The sequence below is a fragment of the bacterium genome (assembly GCA_035380285.1).
Lineage (GTDB): Bacteria > Auribacterota > Erginobacteria > Erginobacterales > DAOSXE01 > DAOSXE01.
In genome coordinates, this window is record DAOSXE010000006.1 from 52,815 (window position 1) to 73,966 (window position 21,152).

Below are 21,152 nucleotides of genomic sequence, written 5' to 3' on the forward strand. Positions count from 1 at the left end.
GGTATTCAAGCCGAACATTTTAACCGGATCGGGAAAACGATGGCAACCTCGATCCCAACGGTCAACGGACCGCGTTTAACCCCGATCGTTTCAGTTTCTTCTCCATTGCCGGAGCGAACTCCTGCAGAACCCCCGTATCCAGGGACGCGATCCGCAATCTGGTCCGGTTATCCGGAGTCGATTCGAAAAACATCACGATATCCTCGTCCAGAACCTGGCCTCGAACCTCCACGCCGCGACAGACAAGATAATCGTCTCCCTCGGAGACGACCGCGGAATTCTGTTCGGTGAGCAGCCCCCGTAATATTTCCCTCAGCGTCTCCGCGTCAGTGGCCACCGTCAGAGCATCGAAATCGTTCCGGCGCGGTTCGAGAAGGTAATAGGCGAAGTGAACGGATACGAAACGGGCCAGATCGTTGTTCAGTGAAACTATGGCCAGGGCGGTTTGGTCGGCCGCGGTTTCGGTAAAAAAGTACCCCACTTCGGTGGTATCGATGGCGCGCGGGAACAACCGGTCGTAGCCCATGGTTATCAGATAACCGTCTTCTTCGTCTTCCAGATAGGTGACGACGCCCAGATAGTCGACGACCCCGGTAACGAGCGCGAAAGCCGTCGTCCGTTCGAACGGCAGGACATGGGTAAAACGCCCGGTTTTTTCATCCTCCAACCGGGCGAGCGAAGTCCCCGCGATCCACCGGAACACTCCGCAACCGCAACTTGTCACGACCAGGATCATGACCCCGACCGCACCGCTCCTGCGCAGAACCGTCTTCATGACTCCTCCTCCGGCGCATGGATAACGATCGCCTGGTCGGTAACGGAGACGATCCGCCCGGCGATGCTGGCATGAACCCGCGCCCCCAGAGCAGCGGCCGGAGGTTCCGCGACCACGTCTCCCGCGGAAACCGTGTCGCCTTCCGCGACCACGGGGACCGCCGGGGCCCCCGCATGTTGTTTGCAGGCGAGCCTGACCCGTTTCAGTTTCAGCGCGCCGTCCCGCAAAAGAGCGGGCCGCTCATAACGGGCGACATCGATCCGGGCAGCCAAACGCGACACGGGAACCTTTCGGCCCCATCCCCACGGATGCGGCTCGGAGGGAGGAGCGACGGGTGGTTTTTTGAATCCGGCGGCCTTCATGGCCTCCAGCAAGCCGGCGATCACCCGTGCGGGCGAGAGCGAAGTAGGGCAGGCGTACAAGCCGCATAAACCGCATTGGCAGCAAAACCACGCGCGTTCCAGATCTTCGGCCGGAATGTTCTCCCACTGCTGCTGTCCGACCAGGCGCATGATGACGTGCGGTTCGATCCTGTGCCCGAGCAGGTACCGGGGGCAGTAATCGGTGCAGTATCGGCATTGATCGCAGGCGCGACCGGCCCGGGCCACGTCCACCTCCACCGGCCTGGTCCTGGCCTCGATCAGCTTGTGAACGGCGGGTAGCACGATCAGGCCGGTAGTGGTCTTCTTCACGCTCGGACCGGAAATCGCCCCCATCACCGGGCCGCCGTCGATGACCCTGTAATCGGGGCACGAAACCCCTCCGGCGGCGGCGAGAACATCTTCGACGTATGCTCCCACCGGGACTTCAAGGGTTACCGGTTCGCGGACTTCCCCGGCGACCGTCAGGGTCCTGGTCGTCACCGGGATTCCCCGGGAAGCCCGGGCAATATTGATGATGGTGCCCACGTTACTGACCACCGCACCGACGTCCAGGGGGATGCCTCCTTCGGGAACGACTTTTCCGGTGACTTCACGCACCAAAACCTGTTCGTCGCCGGCGGGGTAGTAACTCCCCATGAGGTGCAGATCGACCGGGAGTTTCCGTCGGGCGATTTCTTCCCGAAGCGCCGATACCGCCTGGCGGTATTTTTGTTTCAACGCCACCACCGCCTTCCGCGCCCCCACCGCTTCCTTCAGCAGAACCAGGCCCTGCACCAGGTCCCCGGGACGGGCGGCCATAAGTTGTTGATCGACTTTGAGCAGGGGCTCGCATTCCGCTCCGTTGGCTATGACGACCGCCGCCCGGGCGGCGACTTTGACGTGGGTGGGGAACCCGGCGCCGCCGGCCCCCACCACCCCCGCTTCGCGCACGCGTTCTGCCAGATCCCGAGTCATTCCTGTCCGGCCGTGACGGGCGAGCCGGAAACGGCATCGCCGCCATATCGTTTGGTGACGGGTATTTCCCGTTTCCCCTGGATAACCAGCGCCTCGATCATCCCCGGGGTTCTTTCGGCCATCAGGGAAAAGACCACGTCCTCTCGAACGTCGTCGAGCGGTTTCACCCCCCCCTCCCCGTCGGTATAACGTTCCCGGTGGTTCCGGTAATATTCCCCGATCTCGGCTTCGGAAGGAGCGGCGCGAAGATGCACCTCCCGCTCCAGAAATAGATCGACTACGGCTTCCTTCCTGATCTTGGCCCGCAGGTCCGCCATCGTCAGTCCGTCGCGGGCCAGGGCTTCGGCCAGAGAGGCTTCGTCGGGAAATCGATCGAGAATCGATCGGTACTTCTCTTCCACGGAACCGTCCACCCCTTCCAGACCGGCCTTCTCGCCCATCTGGTAGAGGATTTCGCTTTCGATCATCCGGTCTAGTATGCTTTCTTCAAACCCGTCCCACGGTTTTTGCCCCCGCATCAGCAGGGGCTGGGCGGAAGCGTTGACCGCCCGGGCCAGGTCCAGCGACGAAATGCGGGTTTCCCCCACCACGGCGACGATCATTTCGGGGTTGGCGGCAACATCCGCATATCCGGAACGGGAGCGGTCGGGCCCCTCGCCGCAGCCGGAAAGACCGAGCATAACCAGGGCGGCCGGTCCGGCGGTCCTCCACAAAAACCGCGGATAGTTTCGAACGGAAGCGGGTTTCATCTTCTTCAACCTCCCAACAGGCTCAGCGCTTCGGCCCGGGTTCTGGGATCCGAGCGGAAAATCCCCCGGAGAGCTTCGGTCGTGACCTGCGTCCCCGGTTTCGTCACCCCCCTCATGCTCACGCAGAGATGCTCGGCCCGCACCTGGACCAGAACTCCTCTCGGAGACATCTTGTCCATCAGAAGGTCGGCGATCTCCGTCGTCATCCGCTCTTGGACCTGAAGCCGCCGGGAAAACAGTTCCACCACCCGGATCAGGCTGCTGAAGCCGGCGATCAATCCCTCCCGGGGGATGTACGCGATATGGACAACTCCGAAAAAGGGAAGCAGGTGGTGCTCGCAGACGGAGTAAAAACGAATATCCTTGAGAACGACGATTTCATCGAACCCTCCGTAGCGGAACACGCGAAGGACGTCACCGGGGTCGGCCCCGTATCCGCCGAATATTTCTTCGCAGGCTTGGCAGACGCGCTCCGGAGTTCGATCCAAGCCCGGACGGCCCGGGTTTTCACCCAACCCCGAAAGAAAATCGCGGATCGATTCCCGAATTTTTTCTTTATCCATCCCTCTTCACCTTCCCCGAATGTTCTATGATTTTCCGGGGACAAACCTCGATGCACTTTCCGCACTTTATACAAAGTTCATAATCAATCCGAGCCAAATTATCCTCGATCGTGATCGCCCCGACCGGACATTCGCGGACGCATTTGCCGCAGGCGATGCACCCGACCAGGCAGACCCTGCTCACTTCCCGGGCCGGATTCCGGGATGAACACCGGATATCGACCACGGCCGCGACCGGGACCAGACGAATCAAATGACGGGGACAAACCTTGACGCAGAGACCGCAGGCGACGCACTTGCTTTCATCGATCACCGGGTTGCGGTGGGAGTCGATATATATGGCTTGAAAAGGGCAGATGTCCAGGCAGCTGTAATAGCGGAGGCACCCGTAGTCGCAGGCGCTTACCCCTCCCCCGAACTGGTTGGCGGCAAAACAGTTTTGCACCCCGCGGTATTGATACCGCAGGGAAACGTCATGGCCGCCCCGACAGAATATCCGGGCGGTTTTAGGCGCCTTTTTCTCCGGAGCGCGTCCCAATACCTGGGCGATCCTATCGGTGTTCTCGGCCGAACAAACCGGACAGACTCCGACCTCGATCCGATTGTCGATCAGGGCCCGAGCGCAGGCCAGGCAACCGGAAAATCCGCAGGCCCCGCAGTTCGCCCCGGGCAGAAGATCGTTGACGATATCGAGCCGGGGGTCGGTCCGGACCCGGAAGAATCTGCTCCCCAGGCCCAGCGCCGCTCCGAAAACAAGCCCCAGGCCGGCCAGGGTGAAGATTGTCGCCAGAAGCGGCGTCATAAGCCCGCAAACCCGGTAAAACCCATGAAGGCCATCGACATCAACGCCGCCGTCACGAAAGCTATCGGAGCATCCTTCATGGCTTTGGGTAGGTCCACTTCCTCCAGGCGTTCCCGGATGCCGGCCATGAGAACCAGGGCCAGAGTGAACCCGGCGCCGGCGCCCAAGCCCTGACAAACGCTTTTCAGGAAACTTCCCGGAACAGGGCCCGCATCCGTGAAAAACGCATTGATGTTGAGCAGCGCCACGCCCAAGACGGCGCAGTTGGTGGTTATCAGCGGCAGATAAATCCCCAACGCCCGATAGAGAGCCGGTGCGGTTTTCTGGATAACCATCTCCACGAACTGCACCAGAGCCGCTATCACCAGAACGAAAGCGATGGTGGTAAGGACGGTCAGATCGAATGACCCGGGAACGTAATCGTTTCCCGCCAACCGATACCAGACATTGGCCGGTCCCGGAGCCAACAGGTAATGATAGACCAACCAGGTGACCATGGAAGCGACGGTCATGACGAAAATGACCGCGACGCCCATGCCCGCCGCGGACTTGAGATCCTTGGAAACCCCGATATAGGGGCAGATCCCTAAAAATTGCTTCAGGACAAAATTATTGACCAGGACCGCCGCGAAAAAAACCATGAAAACTTCCGCGGCCATCAGCGGATTTCTCCCCTGTCGGTGCTGGGAGAGGGATCGGGCCGGGCGGCGGACGGCGGTTCCTCAAGTTCGTCGATAATCGCCTGAAAATTGACGACGTACCTGCTCTCCGGTTCCATCTCGATAAATTTCCGGAGATTCTCGATGGCTTTATCCCGGTACGTGACCGGATCGAGGTTGTAATACGAAGCGCCGAGGACTCCATACGCGGTCGAATAATCGGGGTACATCGCCAGGCCCTGTTCGAGTGCCTCGATCGCGCGCGCCGGCTGCTGGAGTTCGTATAGACACAGTCCCATCTCGCAAGATATCTTCCCTTTCTGTACCGGATCGGTCTCCAGCATCAGGGCGCGCCGGTAATTTTTGATGGCGGCTTCGTAATTTCCGTCCACCGCGTCGTTCTGAGCGGCTTCGCAATACTCGGGGCCGGTGCTGGGGCCGCAGGAGACACAAAACCCGGCCACCGAGGCCAGCAGCACCGCCGCCATCAACTTTTGCCTGGTCGTATACCCTTTCATCATCAGTTCCTCGCCGTTTTTGCGCCGCTTCGTCGCATCCGAAACAGGGCCAGAAGCACCCCGATGGTTAAAAACGCCCCGGGAGGCAGTATCATGATCAGAGCCGGAGAATAACCGGCGATCACGCGGTACCCCCAGATGGAATTGCTTCCCGCCAGCTCGCGGACCAATCCGATCTGAAGCAGCGCCAGGGTAAAGCCGACCCCCATTCCCAAGCCATCGAGTATGGAAAGACCGACGGGATGACGGGAAGCGAAAGCCTCGGCTCTTCCCAGGATGATGCAATTAACCACGATCAAGGGAATATAGATGCCCAGGCTGCGGTTCAACTCGGGCAGATACGCCTCAAGGACCAGTTCGACCACCGTCACGAAGGTGGCGATAATTACGATAAAACAAGGTATCCGTACCCGGCGCGGAACCAGATTCCGAAGCAGCGAGACCAACAGATTGGAGAAAACCAGAACAAAGGTCGCCGAGACTCCCATCCCCAGGGCGTTCTTGACCGAAGTGGACACCGCCAGGGTGGGACAGAGCCCGAGCATAAGGATAAAAACCGGATTTCTCCGGAACAACCCCTTGGTCATTTCCTGAAAAGGCGTCATGGTTCGGGGCCGTCCATGCCCTGTTGGCGCAGAAAAGCTTCCAAGCTGTCCCGAACCGCCTTAACCACCGCTTTACTGGTGATCGTGGCCCCGGTCAAAGCTTGAATGTTTTCGGTCTCGGCGGCTTTGACCACCCTGAGCTGCTTGAGCTTTTTCCCCGCAAACTGCTCCTGGAACCACGGCCGGGCGGGCGCTTCGGCGGAGGGAGTCCCGGCCAGAACGCCCCAGAGCGAACGATCCTTACCGGTCACGACCGCCTGGTCGCCCAGTCCTGGGGTCTCGCTTTGACGGAGTATGTCGATGCCGGAAAGAGTTCCCCCGGGATCGATGCCCACCATGACTTCGATCGGCCCGCTGTAGCCGCGGGCGGAACCGATGAAAGCATACCCCGCCGGGTCGCCGTTTTCGAGGTAGCCGATATAATAATCGATGGAGCTCCCGGCGGAAAGATCGGAGAACGTTGCCGCCGACGGTAAGACCACCCGGAGAGAAGCAAGGCGTTCCTGGGTTTGCCGCTTTTTCACTTCTCCCGAGGTATGGCCGGCGACTTCAAACAAGACGACGGCCGCGGCTAGGCAGATCGCCCCCAGCACTACCCCCATTTTCATTATTCCGTCGGATTTCATCTGGTCCCGAAGGCCGGGGGCCGTAAGTAGTGATCTATCAATGGAGTAAACGCGTTCATAATCAATATCGAATAACAGACTCCTTCGGGAAAACCCCCGTATAGTCGGATCAGTGAAGTCAATGCTCCGCAGCCGCAGCCGAATAACAGTTTCCCCTTTCCCGTTAAAGGGCTGGTTACCATGTCGGTGGCCATGAAGAACGCCCCCAGAAACAAGCCCCCGCTGAGCATGTGTTCGAGAGGGGAAAGAGCTATCCTGCCCGCGGAGGAGGGAAGCAGCCAGGTGAGGAGCGCCACCATACCGATGAATGACACCGGGATCTCCCAGGTGATGTAGCCGAGCGCCAGGAGGAATACCCCGCCCGCCAAAAGGGCCAGGGCCGAGGTTTCTCCGATGCTCCCGCCGGTATTCCCCAGAAACAGGTCGAGGTCGGTGAGTCCGCCGGGGCCGCCCGGCATCCACTGGGCCACGGCGTTTTTGGCCGCGCCCAGCGGAGTGGCGTACGTCAAAGCGTCGACGCCGCCGGCGCCGAGAGGGGGAACCCATTGGGTCATGTTCGTCAGCCAGGAATGCATGACGAAGGTTCTTCCCGCCAGCGCCGGATTGAAAATATTGCATCCCAGGCCCCCGAACGCCTGTTTGGCCACGGCGATACCGAATGCGGAACCGACGGCCGGGAGCCAGAGAGGAACCGCGGGAGAAATGCAGAAAGCAAGAAGCAACCCGGTGAGGAAAGCGCTGCCGTCGGAGACCGTGACTCTCACCCCCCTCGCCTTCTGGATCACCGCCTCGGTCGCGACGGCGCTGGCAATGGCGATACATTCGATCAAGAGGGCCCGGAAACCGAAAACCAGTACGCTGCAGACCCACGCCGGGACCAGAGCCGCCGTAACCGACCACATGATTCCGGGGACCGAACGCCTTTCGGAGAGATGAGGCCCGGGGGCGACAACGAAGAGCGGGGCCGAGGCAACGGTTTTCATGTTTCTTTCCGGCCCCCGCGCGCGGCGGCTTTTCCCAACTGTATCAGTTGCACCAGTTCACGCTTGGCCGGACAGACAAACGCGCAGCAGCCGCATTCCAGGCAATTCTCGCCGCCCGCCTCTCGAAATTCATCGTACTTACCCTGTTGCGACAACCGCGCCAGATCGCAGGCGGCCAAACCCATCGGGCAGACCCGAACGCAGCTGCCGCAGCGGACGCAGGGATATTCGACCGGGGACGGTGGCGCCGGAAGTACGACCACACCCGATGTCCCCTTGATAACCGGCGCATCGAGCGACGCTTGCGGTATCCCCATCATCGGTCCCCCCGACAGAATCTGGAGGTTGTCCCCCCGGATCCCCCCGGCGGCGACGGTCAGCCAGGAAAACGGAGTCCCCACGCTGACCCGGAAATTTCCGGGTTCGACTACCCCCGGACCGGTGACCGTCACCACCCTGGAGATCAGAGGCTCTCCGAGTAAAACTGCATCGGCCACTGCCGCGCAGGTTTGGGCGTTTTGGACCACGCACCCGACATCGGCGGGCAACTTTCCCGAGGGGACTTCCCGGCCTAAAAGCGCTGCAATCAGTTGCTTTTCCGAACCTTGCGGATACTTGATTCGAAGCAGAACGGGGAATATTTCCGGAAACGGGGCCAGGAAAGGGCCGATTTTATCCAGAACGTCCTTCTTGTTCTCCTCCAGGGCGATAATGCCCTGGGCAGCGCCGGCGGCTTTCATGGACAAGCGCAGACCCTGGAGCGCCTTCTCAGGCGTTTCGAGGAGAATCCGGTGATCCACGGTTAAAAACGGCTCGCATTCGGCTCCGTTGAGAATTACGTACTCGATTCGGGCACTGTCGGGGGGGGTCAACTTGACGTGGGTCGGGAATCCCGCTCCGCCCATGCCCACGATGCCGGCATCCCGCACCCGGGCTCGAATCGTCTCCGGAGTCCACTCGTCTTCACGCGCCAGGGGAGGCAGCGGAGCCCTCCGTTCGTTTTCTTCTCCCGCGGTTTCGATCGCGATCGCCCGAGATCTTCCCCTGATCGGATGCGGGAACTCTCCGATCGCCGTGACGCATCCGGTCGCCGGAGCATGAAGTGGAACGGAACAGTAACCGACGGGTTCGGCGATGACCTGACCGCGCCGGACCTCAGTCCCCCTCTCCACCACCGGGCGCGGAACGGCGCCGGAATTCTGGGCCAGGGGAAGGATCAGAACCGGAGGCAACGGAAGAGCGCGGATGGGCTTATGCGCGGTCAGTTCTTTATATTCCGGCAGTCTGACCCCGCCCGAAAATGTTGCTGGGCGCCTCACAAAAAGCCCTCCGATACCCGCGCCGGATTTTTACCACATCACCTGGATTCCCTTGACCTCATAAACCGGATAAGGAGCGTCGGCTTCGATGCGTTCGCCCCAAACCCGCACCTGCCGCCGCGCATAACGGTCCAGCCGGATATCTCCGCCCGCCAGCCAGGCCGTGATCCCGCTGTCGGGAAGTTCTTCGATTAATTTATATCCGACTTCCCTCCCCGCCACGGAAATCGGACCGGCCAGAGGCTTGACGTACCCCGAGAGAAGTTCGACCCTCGGTTCCTCCCGGGGAACCGGCGCGACGGTCAGCGGTTCGAAGACACTCTCCGAACCCTCGGACGAACTCGAGGATGGTTCCGGTTCAGAACCGGCGGGAGAAGCGGTTTCGTCGATCGACACCACCACTTCCACCCTTTCCCCTTCGAACTTCGGCACGGCGTCGGGAACAAATTCCATGTAATCGGCGTGAACCCAAAGACGGGCCGAAGAAGGCATGGAGATGCGGACCCATCCGCTTTCCCGGCCGAGTTCTTCCACCGCATCCCCCCGGTTGAGAACGGCTATGCGGGCATAGGCGAGGCCGGGCCCGCTGCGAACGTTCACCCGGTCACCGCCGACGGCCCCGTCCCGGATGTACTCCCCGGAGACATACGCCGAAAGAGTCGCCGGAGGCACGATCTGCAGCCATTCCCCCTCCCTGGAGACCATACGCACTTCCTGGCCTTTCTCGAGTTGGCCGACCACTTCGGCGCGCAGAGAAGGCCCCGCGCGGAGATTCACGTCGCCGGCGACGGCACGTACCCCGCTCTCCCCCCCCCGGGCGGCGACCCCTGAAAGAACGACACCGAAAAATACGATGGTGGGACGAAGCATTACTCGACGAATTTAGTCTTGGGCAGTCCGAAAACCGATTCGTCTTCCTGCAGCTTGCCCTGGTCCGCGAGATGGCGGATACGTTCGTAGCGCTTTCTGACGTTACGCTTGGGCTTGACCTTGCCTTTTCCGCCGAAACTGGGATGCTGGGACATTGTCTTTCTCCTTATTTAGGATAACCGCCAGGAAAACCACCGGATCCGGCCGGCGGTCATAAGGTATTACTTATAATACTTCCCGCTCCCGGAACCAAGTATTAATCTTTCCCGAACGCCGTTTTCCCGCTTAGAATCGCATGAGCCGCCGCGGCGGGGGCGCTGCCCCGGTATTCCCTCGTCACAAGTTCCAGGGCCCGTTTCCCTTCCTCCGTTTTCCCGGCTTTCAGGGCGCTCAACCCCCAACAATACAGAGCTTCCGAACGTTCCCCGAAACGAGGAAACCGGGCCGACAGTGCCCGGAACCGGTCGGCGGCCTCAGAATATTTACCGGTTTTGCCCAAAATATACGCCCGCGTGAACAGAGCGTTGTCCAGCAGACCGCTGACATTATCGGGGTCGGCGGCCAGAATTACACCGGCCAGCTCCCAGGCGGGGCTCCAAGCCTCCTCCTCCAGATATCTGCCCGTCAGTATCCATGCCGCTTCCAGGTCCCCGGGATCGGTCGAAAGTCGCCGACGGAGCTCGGACGAGTTCATCCCCCCGTCCAACCCTTTCAGGAGCCGGTCGAGAAACTCCGGTTTGGAAAGTGTCCCCTCCCCGCGACTGAGGACACGGCCCCGACTGTCGAGACAGATCAGAGCCGGGACTTGCCGGACCCGGTAGCGTTCGAATTCGGCCGGGGCCCGGGAATAATCGAGCCAGACCGGCACCGTTCTTTGAAGAGCGTCGATTATTTTTTCATCTCCGAACATCTCGGCTTCGTACGAGGGGCACCCGCCTCCCCCCTGGCGAAAATACAAGACCAGGAGTTTTCCCCCCGCCGAGGCCCGGCGGCGGGCGCCCGAAGGATCGGTTCGCCAGCCGATCGATCCCTCCAACAGCCGCACGGACTCGGCGGCGGCTTCCCGGACCGGGTAAACTTCCCTGTCGGGATCGTAGTAGGGATCGGCGGCGGCGGATCTTCTCAGCTCCGGAAGCGCCCGCCGGTCCCGGCTGCGCCCCAGGGCATACGCGGCGGCCCATCGGACTTCCCAATCGGGATCTCCCATGAGCGGCTCGACGGCTTCGAAGCTGTCCATCTTCCCCATCATCCCCAGGCCCAGGGCCGACATGCGCCGCATCTCCGCGTTTTTTGAGGAGAGACCGCGGGTGAACAAGCTCTCGACCCGTTCCCCCCCGATGCGAGCCAAGGCGAAAGCGGACGAATGCCGAACCAGCATCGATTCGTCATCAAGCAGCGGAATCAGTTCGTCCACCGCCGCCGGGCCGCGTTCCGCCGCCGCCAGGCAGGCCGCCGAACGGTCGGCGGGAGTGGGAGAATCCAACCCGGAAGCGTGCGCCCCCCACAGGGCCGCCAGGGCAAGTATCGCTAAGTTCATATTCGCCAATTCTCCAGTTCCCCGTCGGGCATCGGCTTCGCCCGGATGCGGTTTTCAAGAACACCGGAGCCGTTTCCCCAGGCTATCTCCAGTTCCCCGCCGGGAGCCGGGACGCTGTAGCGGGCGCAGATCCGGGCGGCGGGGAGGATATCCCCCTCCCCGCCGGGACGGAGGAGCACCAGGGACCGGGGACGGTCGGCGCGCTGGAAGAAAAGGTCGGATGCCCTTCCCATGAGCCGCAACCGCTCGTTCTCCTCCCGGTCGCGACCGGAGACCGCCTTGGCTCCCGAGGGGAGCCGAAAATGCCTCCCGATCTTAAGCAGTTCGATATCGTCCCGTGCCCATCCTTCCCGGCCCTCCAGATCGCGCAAACGCGAACAGAAGCCGGCATCGGTCAGAAGACAACCGCCGGAGGGCGAGGCATACTCGGAAATTCCGTACCGGGAGGCCAACTCGATTTGTTGGCGTCGGGAACGTCCGGAAAGCGCCAGCAGTTTCTCGCGGTCCACCCATCCTTCCCGTTCGGGAACGGTGGGCGGTAAGAGTTTGGCGGAGAGGGGCCGGAGGAGGTATCCGCGCCGGCCGGCGGCCGCCACCGCATTCAGCATGTCTTTCCCCTGGGATTTCGGCCTCTGGGCCAGGACTTCACCCGTAAAAACAAACGCGGCTTCTGAGCTTTCCAGCCGTCGAAACGCTTCGGCGATCATTATCCGGTGGCAATCGGCGCAGGGATTCAGGTTTTTTCCCAGCCCGTACCGGGGATTTCTGATCGCCTCCAACAGCGGCTTGGTGATATCGACGGCGCACAGGGTGATGCCCAGTTCTTCCGCCGAACGACCCGCGCGCTCGTCGGAAAAGAACGGGCTGACGAAAACCAGACCGGCCACCTCGACCCCCTGCTCCTGGATGATCCGGACTGCCAGAACGCTGTCCAATCCCCCGGAAAGTAACCCCAACGCCCTCAACCGGTTTCTCCCCGGCCCGTTTTCAACCGTTCGATTCCAGTATCCGTTGCGCGACCTTTTTCCCGGAGAGAAGCATCCCCCCGAATATGGGGCCCATTCTCGGAGCTCCAAAGACGGCGTTGGCGGCCATGCCGCAGACGAAAAGCCCGGGAAAAACCTGCCGGCTGTTTTCCACCACCAGCTGTTCGGCGGCATCCATCCAGAGAGAGCCTTCTCCGACGGGTCTTCCCGTGGCAGTGCCCAGTTCCAATCCCTTTTCCCGCGCAATCCGGCATACTTCATGGGGATGGCCGGTGGCGTCGAGAGCCCAACGAGACGTGATGACCAGGGGGTCGACTTCGATACCGATGCCCCGCGCGGCCAAGGCGCCGACCGTTCCCCAATTGATCACAAATCCGCCGACCCGTTTGCCGCCGTCGGCTGTCGGGAATACGGCGACGTCTTCAACGGTAATCCCGTTGAATACCTCGACCCCGGCCTCCACCGCTCCCGTCACCAGGCGCGCAACGCATTCCACAGCCGACGCCGCCAAGAGCCCGTCCGCAGACCGGTAACGGATGCCGAACTCCCTCAGAACGCCCTCGGCTTCAGGTTGAACCACGCACGTGTTGAAAAACATACCTCCGCCCCACATCCCGCCCCCCAGCGATACTTTCCGGTCGAAAAGAGCCACTTTCAAACCGGCCCGGGCCAATTGCGCGCCCGCGACCAGACCAGCCGGACCTCCGCCGCAGATCGCGGCATCCACTTCCAGATGATCGGTCAATCTCTTGAAATAATCTTCGATTATCAATCGGGTGACGGCGACTTCCCGCAACATGGCATCCTCCTCCCGCATCGGGTTCTCGGGGGACGGTACCACACCTCCCCAACGGTGGCAAGCCGGCCCCGGGGCCAAACCCGTCAGGAAATGAACGCGGTTATCCCCGCACGATCGGAACCGGCGCCCCTTTCGAGAATCTTCGTCCTTCCCGAGGCCGCCGGTCCCCGCCTCAGGACTCGGGTCGAAAAGACGGGTCCATGGAATCGATTATCTGCAGGATCAAGCGGCCGGCATTGATCAGGTCGATTCGGCGCAGATATTCCGAATGGCTGTGAGGGCTCCCCATGCCCACGGAAAGGTTGAGGACGGTTATCCCTTTGCCGTTGAGTATGTTGGCGTCGCTGGCGCCGCAAGAGGTGTCGACATGGAAAGGAAGACCCAAAGCCTCGGAAGCGGCTTCGGCCAACTTGAACACCCTCGTATCCCGATGTATGTGAAAACCGGGATATTCGCGGGTCGATTCTATCTCGACCGTCCCGCCGTATTCCCGGGCGGCGGCGCGAAACGAATCGACCATGGCCCCGACCTGGTCGGCGAGCCGTTTCGGGTCGAGCGAGCGGGCTTCCCCCCAAACCTCTACTTCCCCGGGGACGATGTTGGTGGCGCTGCCTCCTTTGATGATCCCGATGTTGGCGGTGGTCTCGGGATCGATCCGTCCCAACGGAGTCCGGTCGATGGCCCGGGCGGCGATGGAGACGGCGCTGATCCCCTGCTCCGGCTCGATCCCGGCATGAGCCGGTTTCCCCTTGATCAGAAACCGAAGCTTTTGGCCGTACGGCGCTCGGTTTACCAGGGTGGTTATCTCGCCCCCGAGGTCGAGGACAAAACCGTCGCGGGCCTGGAGCCACGCCGGGCTCAGGGCCGAGACCCCCCGCAAGCCCGTTTCTTCCGAAACCGTAAACAAATACTCGAGCGCGGCGGGACTGCCCCCCGATTCGCTCAGAACCCTGGCGGCTTCAAGCATGACCGCGATTCCGGCGCGGTCGTCGGCCCCCAATATCCTCTCTCCTCTCGACCGGAAAACCCCCGCTTCTTCGTAAATCTCAATCCCCGCGGTCGATTGAACCGTGTCCAAGTGCGCTGAAAACAGCACCGGAGGGGTCACGGGACCGGGAATCCGGACGAGGATGTTGCCGCAATCGCCGTCCCGGTCGGCGCCGAGCTCCTCTTCCTCCGTCTCCAATCCCAACTCCTCGAACCGCGCCCGGAGAAAATCGGCCAACCGGCGTTCATGCCCGGAAACGGCGTCGATCAGCGCCAGTTCGACGAACGTGGAAACCAGCCTCTCCTCGTTCAAAGTCCGCATTGGGTTTTTACCTCCGATCGGAACCGCGGTTTCGAACCCGGGAAAGTTCTGGGTAGCATGCCGGTCCGGAAAAATCAAGACAATAGACTCGACCTCGTTCCCGGAAGCGAACGCGGGACCGGATATCAGAACGCCGGAGAGCCGCCGGGTTCCACCTCTCCCCCATCGGGGGGAAGCGGCGGGGTGGGAACGACTTCATCGAGTATCCCGGGATAGCGCCGAGCCAGGGTTTCCTCGATTTCGGCGAGCGCGGATTCGGCCTCGGCATGCCGTTCACGGGCATGAGCCAGTGCCTTACCGGTGATCTTCAATTTCTCCCGAGCGAGTCTGATTCTCAATTTGGCCCCGTCCCGGTGGACATTTTCAAGCATGGACTCCACCTGATCCCGCTCGGGACCGGGCTCCATTTCTTCCAGGCGTTCCTCGAGTTCGTGGGAGAGATGCCGGTTGGCCCTGATCTGACGCCCTAATTCCCTCAACTCCCGCTTAAAAGGAGCGGCGCGAAAACCCATTCCCGACGCCCAGGGCGGCCCGATGGGGCGACACCGCCCCGGGACCTCCTGGTCGGCCCGGGCGGCCTCGGCCCAGACTGTCGCCAGGCAAACCGTCATTCCCGCAACCATGGCCAGTTTATTCATTTTCAGCTCTCCGATATGCCGCCCGCGCCCGCGGTGCCATTGAAGAGTGCATCCAGATCGTCGATCTGGGCGCAAAGTTCGCCCACTTGAGCGAATTCATCCTCCATAACGACGGTCAATCCGTCCAGAACCATCACTTCTTCGGGAAGGTCTTCCGGGGCCGGGCTGCGGGAGATATAAATTATGCCTGCCGCCAAAGCCGCCGCCACCGGGACCGACCACCGCCAGAGCATGCGCACGGTACCGGCGGGAGCCGGCCGGCCGACCGGTCCCGCGCCCGCATGCCGAACGACGCGGGCGCGCAGGCGCCGCTTTTCTTCCTCCCCGAAAACCGGAGGGGACCAGATCGAGGTCAACTCCATCAAACGGCGAATCCGCTCGAATTCACGGCGGCACCGCGGACAGGCCCGCAGGTGGGCGCCGAGTTCTCCGCCGGGAAATTCACCCGGGGCATCGATCGGATATAAGGTCAGATTTTTCCGGAATTCCGCGCAGTTCATGTCTCCCCCGGTGCTCCGGCGTAAAAATCCCGTAAAAGGCGCCGTAGTTTCCGAACCGCATGAAACAAATTCGCTTTCACCGCGCCTTCGCTGCACCCTTGGATTTCGGCGATTTCACGAATCGTACACTCCTGGTAATGTCTTAATACGAACGCCTCTCGCTGACGGCGGGGGAGCCGGGAAACCGCGCTCCGGATGTGGCGGCCGATTTCTTCGTCTCCCAATGCCCCGCCGGGAGACGTATCCGTTCTCCGGTCGGCCGTTTCCGGCACTTCCTCCAGTCCGACCCGGCCTTCCCGCGCCAAACGACGTCCGCGATCACGGGTCAGGTTGACGACAACCCGATACAGCCATGTGAACAACGACGCTTTCGGCTCCCAGCGGGGAAGGACGCGGTACATCCTGATGAATGCTTCCTGGGTTATGTCCATAGCGTCGTCCCGGTTGCCCGTCAAATACCATGCCAGGGAAAGCGTCCGATCCTCAAAAAGCTTCATCAGCGCCTCGAAAGCGTCCTCCTCCCCGGCCCGGAAACGCCCGATCAATTCAGCTTCGGTTAATTCCATCCGACCATGACCGGCACCCCTTTCATGTATTTAACTCCGATCCGCGGGGGTGGTTTAAGAAAATTCCCGAAAACCGGCGGGGACAAACAGGTTCTCCCGCGCCGAAGTTTTCAGCCGTAGGCTGCGTTTGCCCCCGCCGAACGCTCTTTAGAAAGCCACTCCGGCCCTGATTCCGAGCATTCGGGTCGAATTTTCGGGCTCTTTATAGCCGCCGACCGTATCCGAATCCCCCACCTTCCAATAGCGGAAATAGATTTCGCCAAGAAGCGCGAGTTTATCGTTGATATCGCAACGGATACCGGGCGCGAATTCAAAGGCCCAGCCCGAGCACTGCGTGAAGGTCTTGGCGACCGGGGAACCGCTGTGGTTATAACCGTACAGCAGAATATCCCATTCCATCCGCAGACTCAGCTCCCACTTGTCATCCTCCGGAAGCCGATAGGTGGCGGTAGCGCCCCACGGCCAGTAGAGATAAAACTGCTGACGCTTATATCCGCCGCTGCCCAGGTCGTCCAGGCGGTTCACCAGGTACCAGAACCCCAAACCGCTGAAAGGGGTTACAAAAAAATCCTCGACTTCGAACTTGTATCCGAGCAGCGGCCGCACCTGAGATATCGAGTTCCCGACATCGTCCTTGACCGAGGTCGTATCCGTACCTCCGTCATAGGTTATATCCCCGCCGAGGAACGAAACATCCAGGACCGGCATCCACGGGTCGAATTTCAGGCAGCGGGCGGAAGCCCAAACTCCGAACTGGGCCCCGTCCAAACGCATGAGATGCGATTCGTGATAATTGTAGTCGGCCAGCTCCAAACCGGCGGCAATCTCGAAATCCCTGATCACCTCCGGCCTTCCCGCCGAGGGAACCGCCGAGGCCAATGCCGCCGCCCCCAAGCACGCGACGATCCTGTTCACGGCATCACCTCCTCTCCCGGAGTTCTCCGGGGTGAGAACCGGGATCGATCCCCGGACCGGGACGGTTGGCCAATCTCGATACCGCCGGACCTTTAATCTCGAGCCGGAGAACCTGGCGGTCGGTCGCCTTACTCACGGTGAATTCATGCCCGTCGAAACTTACGCGGTCGCCCGGAGAAGGGATCGTTCCCAATAAATCGATAACGAAGCCGGCGATGGTTTCCTCCTCGTTTTCCTCGGGGAGGTTCAGCCCGAGAATCTCATTGATCTCATCGATCCGCATCCTTCCGGAAACATCGGCGAGCCCGCCTCTCAAGCGGAATTCCGTATCCTCTTCGATATCGTACTCGTCGTGGATATCCCCGACGATTTCCTCTATGACGTTTTCCAGGGTTACCAACCCAGAAACCCCCCCATATTCATCGACGACGATGGCCATGTTGTGATTGTTGGTGCGCAGTTCCTCCAGAAGCTCTTCCAGGGGCTTGCTCTCGGGAACGATGAAAGGCTTCCGGATAATGCCGGCGATGGGTTCGTTCTCTTCTGCGGTTAATAGATCCGTGGCCTGGACCGTGCCTATTATCCGGTCGACCCGTTCACGGTAGATCGGTATCCGGGTATGTCCGGTTCGCTCGACGATTTTCCTGATGTCCCCTACGCGGGCTTCTTCCGGCGCCAGGGCGATATCGATCAGGGGAACCATGATATCGTCGACCTGCGTCTCGCCGAAATCGAAGACCCGAGATATCATCCTCCTCTCTTCCTCGGTCAACGCGCCTTGGCGCTGGCCCTCCTCCATCAGAAAATTGAGATCGTCGACCGATGCGAACAGTCTTCGTCTCTGGGCGCGGCCGCCTACCAGCGAAACCAGACCTCGAGACAACAAAGCCACCGCCTTGACGACCGGATAGAGGAGGATATAGAAGACCTGCAGAGGTCTTCCCAGGGCCAGGCTGACTTCCGTCGCGCGCGGTCTGACCAGGGATTTCGGAACGATCTCGGCGAAGATCAGGACCAACGGCAACATAACCCCGGTGGCCACGATCGGGAAGAAAGCCGGATCGAGTCGGTTCACGAGTATCTGGGCGCACAAGGAGGAGGCCACGGCCGCTCCGAGCACCAGAAAAAGATTTATCCCCACCAGCGTGGTGGAAAGAAATTTCTCGGGATGTTGTATCATATCCTGAACGCTTCTGGCTTTCCTATCCCCCGAATCGGCGAGGTGGCGAATCCGAAGGCGATTAACCGCGACCAAGGCCATTTCCGACGCCGCGAAAAATCCCTGCAGAACCAGGCAGACCAGGATGATCAGAAGTGAAACGGTTATACTCACTCCGACTCCTTCTCCGCGGCCAGGCCGATCCCTTTCTTCCGGATCATGACCTGGCCGACCCGGTTTCCTTTCATGCTTAATACTTCGAAATAGATTCCGTCTTCCTGGTAAACGGCTCCGGGACGGGGAATCTTTCCCAATTTTTCAAAAAGGAATCCCCCCAGGGTGACGCTTTCCTTGCTGTAAAGATCGAGCCCGAGTTCGTCGTTGATGAACTGCAGTTCGCACCGGCCCCGAATTCTGATACTGTCCCGATCCATGATTTCAAATTCGGGCAGAATTTCCCCCTTGTCCCTGATCTCCCCCACTATCTCCTCCACCAGATCGTCAAGGGTGATCAAGCCCGAAAACGCCCCGTATTCGTCGACGACCATGGCGATATGGATTTTGCGCTGGAGAAACTGTTTAAGGAGCCGGGAAGCCCGCATGGTTTCGGGGACGAAATAGGGTCGGCGCAGATAGCACCCCAGGTGGGAGATTTTCTCTCCTTTGGAGAGGGCGACGATGAGGTCTTTCGGGTAGAGCAAGCCGACGATATTGTCTTCCTTCTCGGAATAGATGGGCAGCCGCGAATACTCTTTAAGCCTGATCGCCTCGGCGATATCGTCGAAACCGGTCCCTAGTTCGAACGAGACAACCTCGTTGCGGGGAGTCATCAGCTGGCGGACCGTCTTCGACCCCAACTCGAAGATATCGTGGATCATCTCTTTCTCTTCCCCGTCCAAGGTCCCCTCGCGGCTGCCCATTTCGATGGCCGTGGCTAATTCTTCCTTGGTCAGCGGAGGGTCGAAGCCGTCCGCCCGGCGATGGACCGCCAGTACGATACGGTCGGTGAGCCACCTGATCACGGACCGGACGGGTCCCACCATGCGGTCCAGAAACAGAATGGCCGGGGCCACGCGCAAAGACATTTCCTCCGCCCGGTTGATCGCCATCGTCTTGGGAACCACTTCCCCGAGAATAAGAATCAGAAGAGCCATGATCACCGTGGAGAAGACCCAAGCCAGGGAAGCCATGCTCGGAGGAATGACGTCGGCGGCGAAACGTTCGGCCAGAGTCGAAGAAAATATATTGACCAACATGTTCCCCACCACGATCGAAACCAGGAGACGGTCGGGGTGGGATAGAAGTTTGGCGATGATCCCTCCCCGGGCGGGATGCCGGTGCCTCATCTTTTCCCGGGCGACCGGACTTAACGAAAACAGCGCCGTCTCGGCCCCCGAAAAAAGAGCGGAAAGAGCCAAAAGCACGGCGAGAAATCCGACTTCCAGGATAAGAATCGCCGTCATCCGACCGGGAGTCCGTTGTGATTTCTAGGTGCAACCGGCCCGGGGGATAATCCTCCGGGGCGCCGAACGCCGTTTTGAGCGCCGCGGTCCATTCTCAAAGCGAATCATCCGCGGCGGCGAGCGCCGGTACAACAAGGGAGAAAACCGATCCCGGTTCTGCGGGAGCGTGAGCCGTTCCGTCTTCTTTCGAACTATCTGGTCCGCTCATGTGCGTTGGCATATTGATGATCTTGAATGTACACCGGAAGGGCGGTCGGACGCAACCACTGTTCGATATTGGCGGGGGAATCGGGCATGCGATATACTCGTAAATCGGGTGAAAACAGCATGATCTCCTTTAAAAATTATTACCGCATCCTCAACGTCGGTCTGCACGCTTCCCCGGCGGATATCCGTCGGGCTTTCCGGCGGCTGGCGAAAAAATACCACCCCGACACTTCCGAATACGATCCCGACTCCGCCGCCAGCCACATGCGGGCTTTGCTGGAAGCTTATCGGATCCTCATGGATGAGGAGAAACGAAGGATCTACAACCTTCGCTTCAAAGGGCGGCTGGAACGGGAAGAAACCACTTTCGGAGAATTCCTACGCGGCCGGGGCGACGACCCTTACGCCCGGGCCCTGCTTGTTTTTTACAACCTCCTCTCCGGCAGGCGAAAAGAGGCTATCTCCATTTACGAGTACCAGAAAAAGGAATACGGGGAATCCGTCTTCCTCCGGGAACTGCTGGGCTTCGCCGATTACCTGGACTGCGTTTTCCTCCTGGGAGAAGCGTACGAGTTTTCCGGGCGGTTCGCCGAAGCGGCCCACTGCTACGAGGAGGCCTACCGCGAGGATCTCAAGTGGTCGTATTTCCGTCATTTCCGCCTTGAGGTCAAGCACCGGATCCGAACGATTTTCTGCCGCCATCTGGCCCGGGACGCCGATCCCGAAACCTCCATCCGCTACTATCGGGTCCTCCTGGAAGAGTATGCCTTTCCCCGGCACGACCGGGCGTTTTTTTGGAAAAAGATCGCCGAGCGGTACTGCGAAATGAACGAATACGAAATCGCGCGGGAGTGCCTCGCCGAAGCCGAAAGACTCAAACCCAGGTTGACGGGAACCAAAAAACTCCGTGTCCGCCTGGAAACTGTTCCTCCCGAAACCGAAAAAGACCCGGGGGAAAGCCCGTGGAAAAATTAGTCAGGGACCGTATCCCCGAAATCATCGCCGCCGACGGCGCTCCTCCCCTCCCCCTGCGCCGACTGGAAGCCGGGGAAAAACTGGAGAAACTGGAGGAGAAATTGCGCGAAGAAGTCGGGGAATATCTGGAAAGCCGCGCACCCGAAGAGTTGGCCGACATTCTCGAAGTAATCCGGGCCCTGGCGGAGGCCCTCGGTTTACCGCCGGAGGATTTGGAGAGGATCCGCCTACGCAAAGCCCGGGAGCGGGGAGCGTTCGAACTGGGAATCGCCATGGATTTCCCGGAATGAAC

The 21,152-nt window shown here is 60.5% G+C and carries 25 protein-coding genes; 2 read left to right on the forward strand and 23 right to left on the reverse strand.

Annotation, left to right across the window (positions count from 1 at the left end):
* Positions 1-61: 61 nt before the first annotated feature.
* From PLZ73_03540 to PLZ73_03650, 23 genes are all read right to left on the reverse strand, one after another.
* Positions 62-775, reverse strand: coding sequence for a hypothetical protein (locus PLZ73_03540; protein ID HOO76939.1), 714 nt, complete (start codon positions 773-775; stop codon positions 62-64).
* Entirely contained in the window at positions 772-2,088 is a 1,317-nt protein-coding gene (locus tag PLZ73_03545) for an SLBB domain-containing protein (GenBank protein HOO76940.1), read from the reverse strand. Before PLZ73_03545 ends, PLZ73_03540 begins: the two co-directional genes overlap by 4 nt.
* Positions 2,089-2,108: 20 nt before the next feature.
* Positions 2,109-2,861, reverse strand: a complete 753-nt coding sequence (locus PLZ73_03550) for a SurA N-terminal domain-containing protein (GenBank protein HOO76941.1) — start codon at positions 2,859-2,861, stop codon at positions 2,109-2,111.
* Positions 2,862-2,866: 5 nt separating this feature from the next.
* The gene (gene folE, locus PLZ73_03555) at positions 2,867-3,424 is read right to left on the reverse strand and encodes a GTP cyclohydrolase I FolE (protein HOO76942.1); all 558 of its coding nucleotides are present in this window, start codon (positions 3,422-3,424) and stop codon (positions 2,867-2,869) included.
* Positions 3,417-4,226: an RnfABCDGE type electron transport complex subunit B gene (locus PLZ73_03560; GenBank protein ID HOO76943.1), complete on the reverse strand. Its 810-nt coding sequence runs from the start codon at positions 4,224-4,226 to the stop codon at positions 3,417-3,419. Before PLZ73_03560 ends, folE begins: the two co-directional genes overlap by 8 nt.
* The gene (locus tag PLZ73_03565; GenBank protein ID HOO76944.1) at positions 4,223-4,885 is read right to left on the reverse strand and encodes an RnfABCDGE type electron transport complex subunit A; all 663 of its coding nucleotides are present in this window, start codon (positions 4,883-4,885) and stop codon (positions 4,223-4,225) included. Before PLZ73_03565 ends, PLZ73_03560 begins: the two co-directional genes overlap by 4 nt.
* On the reverse strand, positions 4,885-5,406 hold the full coding sequence (locus PLZ73_03570; GenBank protein HOO76945.1) for a hypothetical protein: 522 nt from the start codon (positions 5,404-5,406) through the stop codon (positions 4,885-4,887). Before PLZ73_03570 ends, PLZ73_03565 begins: the two co-directional genes overlap by 1 nt.
* Positions 5,406-6,008, reverse strand: coding sequence for an electron transport complex subunit E (locus tag PLZ73_03575; GenBank protein HOO76946.1), 603 nt, complete (start codon positions 6,006-6,008; stop codon positions 5,406-5,408). The genes PLZ73_03570 and PLZ73_03575 overlap by 1 nt, the downstream gene beginning before the upstream one ends.
* Complete coding sequence (locus tag PLZ73_03580) at positions 6,005-6,616, reverse strand: FMN-binding protein (protein ID HOO76947.1); 612 nt, start codon at positions 6,614-6,616, stop codon at positions 6,005-6,007. Before PLZ73_03580 ends, PLZ73_03575 begins: the two co-directional genes overlap by 4 nt.
* 14 nt (positions 6,617-6,630) lie before the next feature.
* Positions 6,631-7,617, reverse strand: coding sequence for an RnfABCDGE type electron transport complex subunit D (locus tag PLZ73_03585; GenBank protein HOO76948.1), 987 nt, complete (start codon positions 7,615-7,617; stop codon positions 6,631-6,633).
* Positions 7,614-8,936: an electron transport complex subunit RsxC gene (gene rsxC / locus PLZ73_03590; GenBank protein HOO76949.1), complete on the reverse strand. Its 1,323-nt coding sequence runs from the start codon at positions 8,934-8,936 to the stop codon at positions 7,614-7,616. The genes PLZ73_03585 and rsxC overlap by 4 nt, the downstream gene beginning before the upstream one ends.
* Positions 8,937-8,966: 30 nt before the next feature.
* Positions 8,967-9,806, reverse strand: coding sequence for an SH3 domain-containing protein (locus PLZ73_03595; GenBank protein HOO76950.1), 840 nt, complete (start codon positions 9,804-9,806; stop codon positions 8,967-8,969).
* Complete coding sequence (locus PLZ73_03600; GenBank protein HOO76951.1) at positions 9,806-9,961, reverse strand: small basic protein; 156 nt, start codon at positions 9,959-9,961, stop codon at positions 9,806-9,808. Before PLZ73_03600 ends, PLZ73_03595 begins: the two co-directional genes overlap by 1 nt.
* Before the next feature lie 101 nt (positions 9,962-10,062).
* Complete coding sequence (locus tag PLZ73_03605) at positions 10,063-11,343, reverse strand: HEAT repeat domain-containing protein (protein ID HOO76952.1); 1,281 nt, start codon at positions 11,341-11,343, stop codon at positions 10,063-10,065.
* Positions 11,340-12,308, reverse strand: a complete 969-nt coding sequence (locus tag PLZ73_03610; GenBank protein HOO76953.1) for a tRNA 4-thiouridine(8) synthase ThiI — start codon at positions 12,306-12,308, stop codon at positions 11,340-11,342. The genes PLZ73_03605 and PLZ73_03610 overlap by 4 nt, the downstream gene beginning before the upstream one ends.
* A 22-nt stretch (positions 12,309-12,330) precedes the next feature.
* The gene (locus PLZ73_03615; protein HOO76954.1) at positions 12,331-13,128 is read right to left on the reverse strand and encodes a sulfide-dependent adenosine diphosphate thiazole synthase; all 798 of its coding nucleotides are present in this window, start codon (positions 13,126-13,128) and stop codon (positions 12,331-12,333) included.
* A gap of 172 nt (positions 13,129-13,300) precedes the next feature.
* Positions 13,301-14,437, reverse strand: coding sequence for a M20/M25/M40 family metallo-hydrolase (locus PLZ73_03620; protein HOO76955.1), 1,137 nt, complete (start codon positions 14,435-14,437; stop codon positions 13,301-13,303).
* Between the two features lie 125 nt (positions 14,438-14,562).
* Positions 14,563-15,075, reverse strand: coding sequence for a hypothetical protein (locus PLZ73_03625; protein ID HOO76956.1), 513 nt, complete (start codon positions 15,073-15,075; stop codon positions 14,563-14,565).
* Positions 15,076-15,077: 2 nt separating this feature from the next.
* The gene (locus tag PLZ73_03630; protein HOO76957.1) at positions 15,078-15,575 is read right to left on the reverse strand and encodes a hypothetical protein; all 498 of its coding nucleotides are present in this window, start codon (positions 15,573-15,575) and stop codon (positions 15,078-15,080) included.
* Entirely contained in the window at positions 15,572-16,141 is a 570-nt protein-coding gene (locus PLZ73_03635; protein HOO76958.1) for an RNA polymerase sigma factor, read from the reverse strand. The genes PLZ73_03630 and PLZ73_03635 overlap by 4 nt, the downstream gene beginning before the upstream one ends.
* A 147-nt stretch (positions 16,142-16,288) precedes the next feature.
* Positions 16,289-17,056 carry a hypothetical protein gene (locus PLZ73_03640; GenBank protein HOO76959.1) on the reverse strand — a complete coding sequence of 256 codons (768 nt, stop codon included), beginning with the start codon at positions 17,054-17,056 and terminating at the stop codon, positions 16,289-16,291.
* 4 nt (positions 17,057-17,060) lie between these two features.
* Complete coding sequence (locus PLZ73_03645; protein ID HOO76960.1) at positions 17,061-18,389, reverse strand: hemolysin family protein; 1,329 nt, start codon at positions 18,387-18,389, stop codon at positions 17,061-17,063.
* The gene (locus tag PLZ73_03650) at positions 18,386-19,678 is read right to left on the reverse strand and encodes a hemolysin family protein (GenBank protein HOO76961.1); all 1,293 of its coding nucleotides are present in this window, start codon (positions 19,676-19,678) and stop codon (positions 18,386-18,388) included. The genes PLZ73_03645 and PLZ73_03650 overlap by 4 nt, the downstream gene beginning before the upstream one ends.
* A gap of 327 nt (positions 19,679-20,005) precedes the next feature.
* Between PLZ73_03650 and PLZ73_03655 the strand changes: the two genes are divergently transcribed.
* Both PLZ73_03655 and PLZ73_03660 read left to right on the forward strand, forming a co-directional pair.
* Entirely contained in the window at positions 20,006-20,860 is an 855-nt protein-coding gene (locus PLZ73_03655) for a J domain-containing protein (GenBank protein ID HOO76962.1), read from the forward strand.
* The gene (locus PLZ73_03660; protein ID HOO76963.1) at positions 20,848-21,150 is read left to right on the forward strand and encodes a nucleoside triphosphate pyrophosphohydrolase; all 303 of its coding nucleotides are present in this window, start codon (positions 20,848-20,850) and stop codon (positions 21,148-21,150) included. The genes PLZ73_03655 and PLZ73_03660 overlap by 13 nt, the downstream gene beginning before the upstream one ends.
* Positions 21,151-21,152 lie beyond the last annotated feature (2 nt).

Excerpts from the sequence above, each read along its gene's own strand:
- PLZ73_03540 (HOO76939.1), bottom strand. The coding sequence starts at position 775 with ATGAAGACGGTTCTGCGCAGGAGCGGTGCGGTCGGGGTCATGATCCTG.
- PLZ73_03550 (HOO76941.1), bottom strand. The coding sequence starts at position 2,861 with ATGAAACCCGCTTCCGTTCGAAACTATCCGCGGTTTTTGTGGAGGACC.
- folE (HOO76942.1), bottom strand. The coding sequence starts at position 3,424 with ATGGATAAAGAAAAAATTCGGGAATCGATCCGCGATTTTCTTTCGGGG.
- PLZ73_03560 (HOO76943.1), bottom strand. The coding sequence starts at position 4,226 with ATGACGCCGCTTCTGGCGACAATCTTCACCCTGGCCGGCCTGGGGCTT.
- PLZ73_03565 (HOO76944.1), bottom strand. The coding sequence starts at position 4,885 with ATGGCCGCGGAAGTTTTCATGGTTTTTTTCGCGGCGGTCCTGGTCAAT.
- PLZ73_03570 (HOO76945.1), bottom strand. The coding sequence starts at position 5,406 with ATGATGAAAGGGTATACGACCAGGCAAAAGTTGATGGCGGCGGTGCTG.
- PLZ73_03575 (HOO76946.1), bottom strand. The coding sequence starts at position 6,008 with ATGACGCCTTTTCAGGAAATGACCAAGGGGTTGTTCCGGAGAAATCCG.
- PLZ73_03580 (HOO76947.1), bottom strand. The coding sequence starts at position 6,616 with ATGAAAATGGGGGTAGTGCTGGGGGCGATCTGCCTAGCCGCGGCCGTC.
- PLZ73_03585 (HOO76948.1), bottom strand. The coding sequence starts at position 7,617 with ATGAAAACCGTTGCCTCGGCCCCGCTCTTCGTTGTCGCCCCCGGGCCT.
- PLZ73_03595 (HOO76950.1), bottom strand. The coding sequence starts at position 9,806 with ATGCTTCGTCCCACCATCGTATTTTTCGGTGTCGTTCTTTCAGGGGTC.
- PLZ73_03600 (HOO76951.1), bottom strand. The coding sequence starts at position 9,961 with ATGTCCCAGCATCCCAGTTTCGGCGGAAAAGGCAAGGTCAAGCCCAAG.
- PLZ73_03605 (HOO76952.1), bottom strand. The coding sequence starts at position 11,343 with ATGAACTTAGCGATACTTGCCCTGGCGGCCCTGTGGGGGGCGCACGCT.
- PLZ73_03615 (HOO76954.1), bottom strand. The coding sequence starts at position 13,128 with ATGTTGCGGGAAGTCGCCGTCACCCGATTGATAATCGAAGATTATTTC.
- PLZ73_03620 (HOO76955.1), bottom strand. The coding sequence starts at position 14,437 with ATGCGGACTTTGAACGAGGAGAGGCTGGTTTCCACGTTCGTCGAACTG.
- PLZ73_03625 (HOO76956.1), bottom strand. The coding sequence starts at position 15,075 with ATGAATAAACTGGCCATGGTTGCGGGAATGACGGTTTGCCTGGCGACA.
- PLZ73_03630 (HOO76957.1), bottom strand. The coding sequence starts at position 15,575 with ATGAACTGCGCGGAATTCCGGAAAAATCTGACCTTATATCCGATCGAT.
- PLZ73_03635 (HOO76958.1), bottom strand. The coding sequence starts at position 16,141 with ATGGAATTAACCGAAGCTGAATTGATCGGGCGTTTCCGGGCCGGGGAG.
- PLZ73_03650 (HOO76961.1), bottom strand. The coding sequence starts at position 19,678 with ATGACGGCGATTCTTATCCTGGAAGTCGGATTTCTCGCCGTGCTTTTG.
- PLZ73_03655 (HOO76962.1), top strand. The coding sequence starts at position 20,006 with ATGATCTCCTTTAAAAATTATTACCGCATCCTCAACGTCGGTCTGCAC.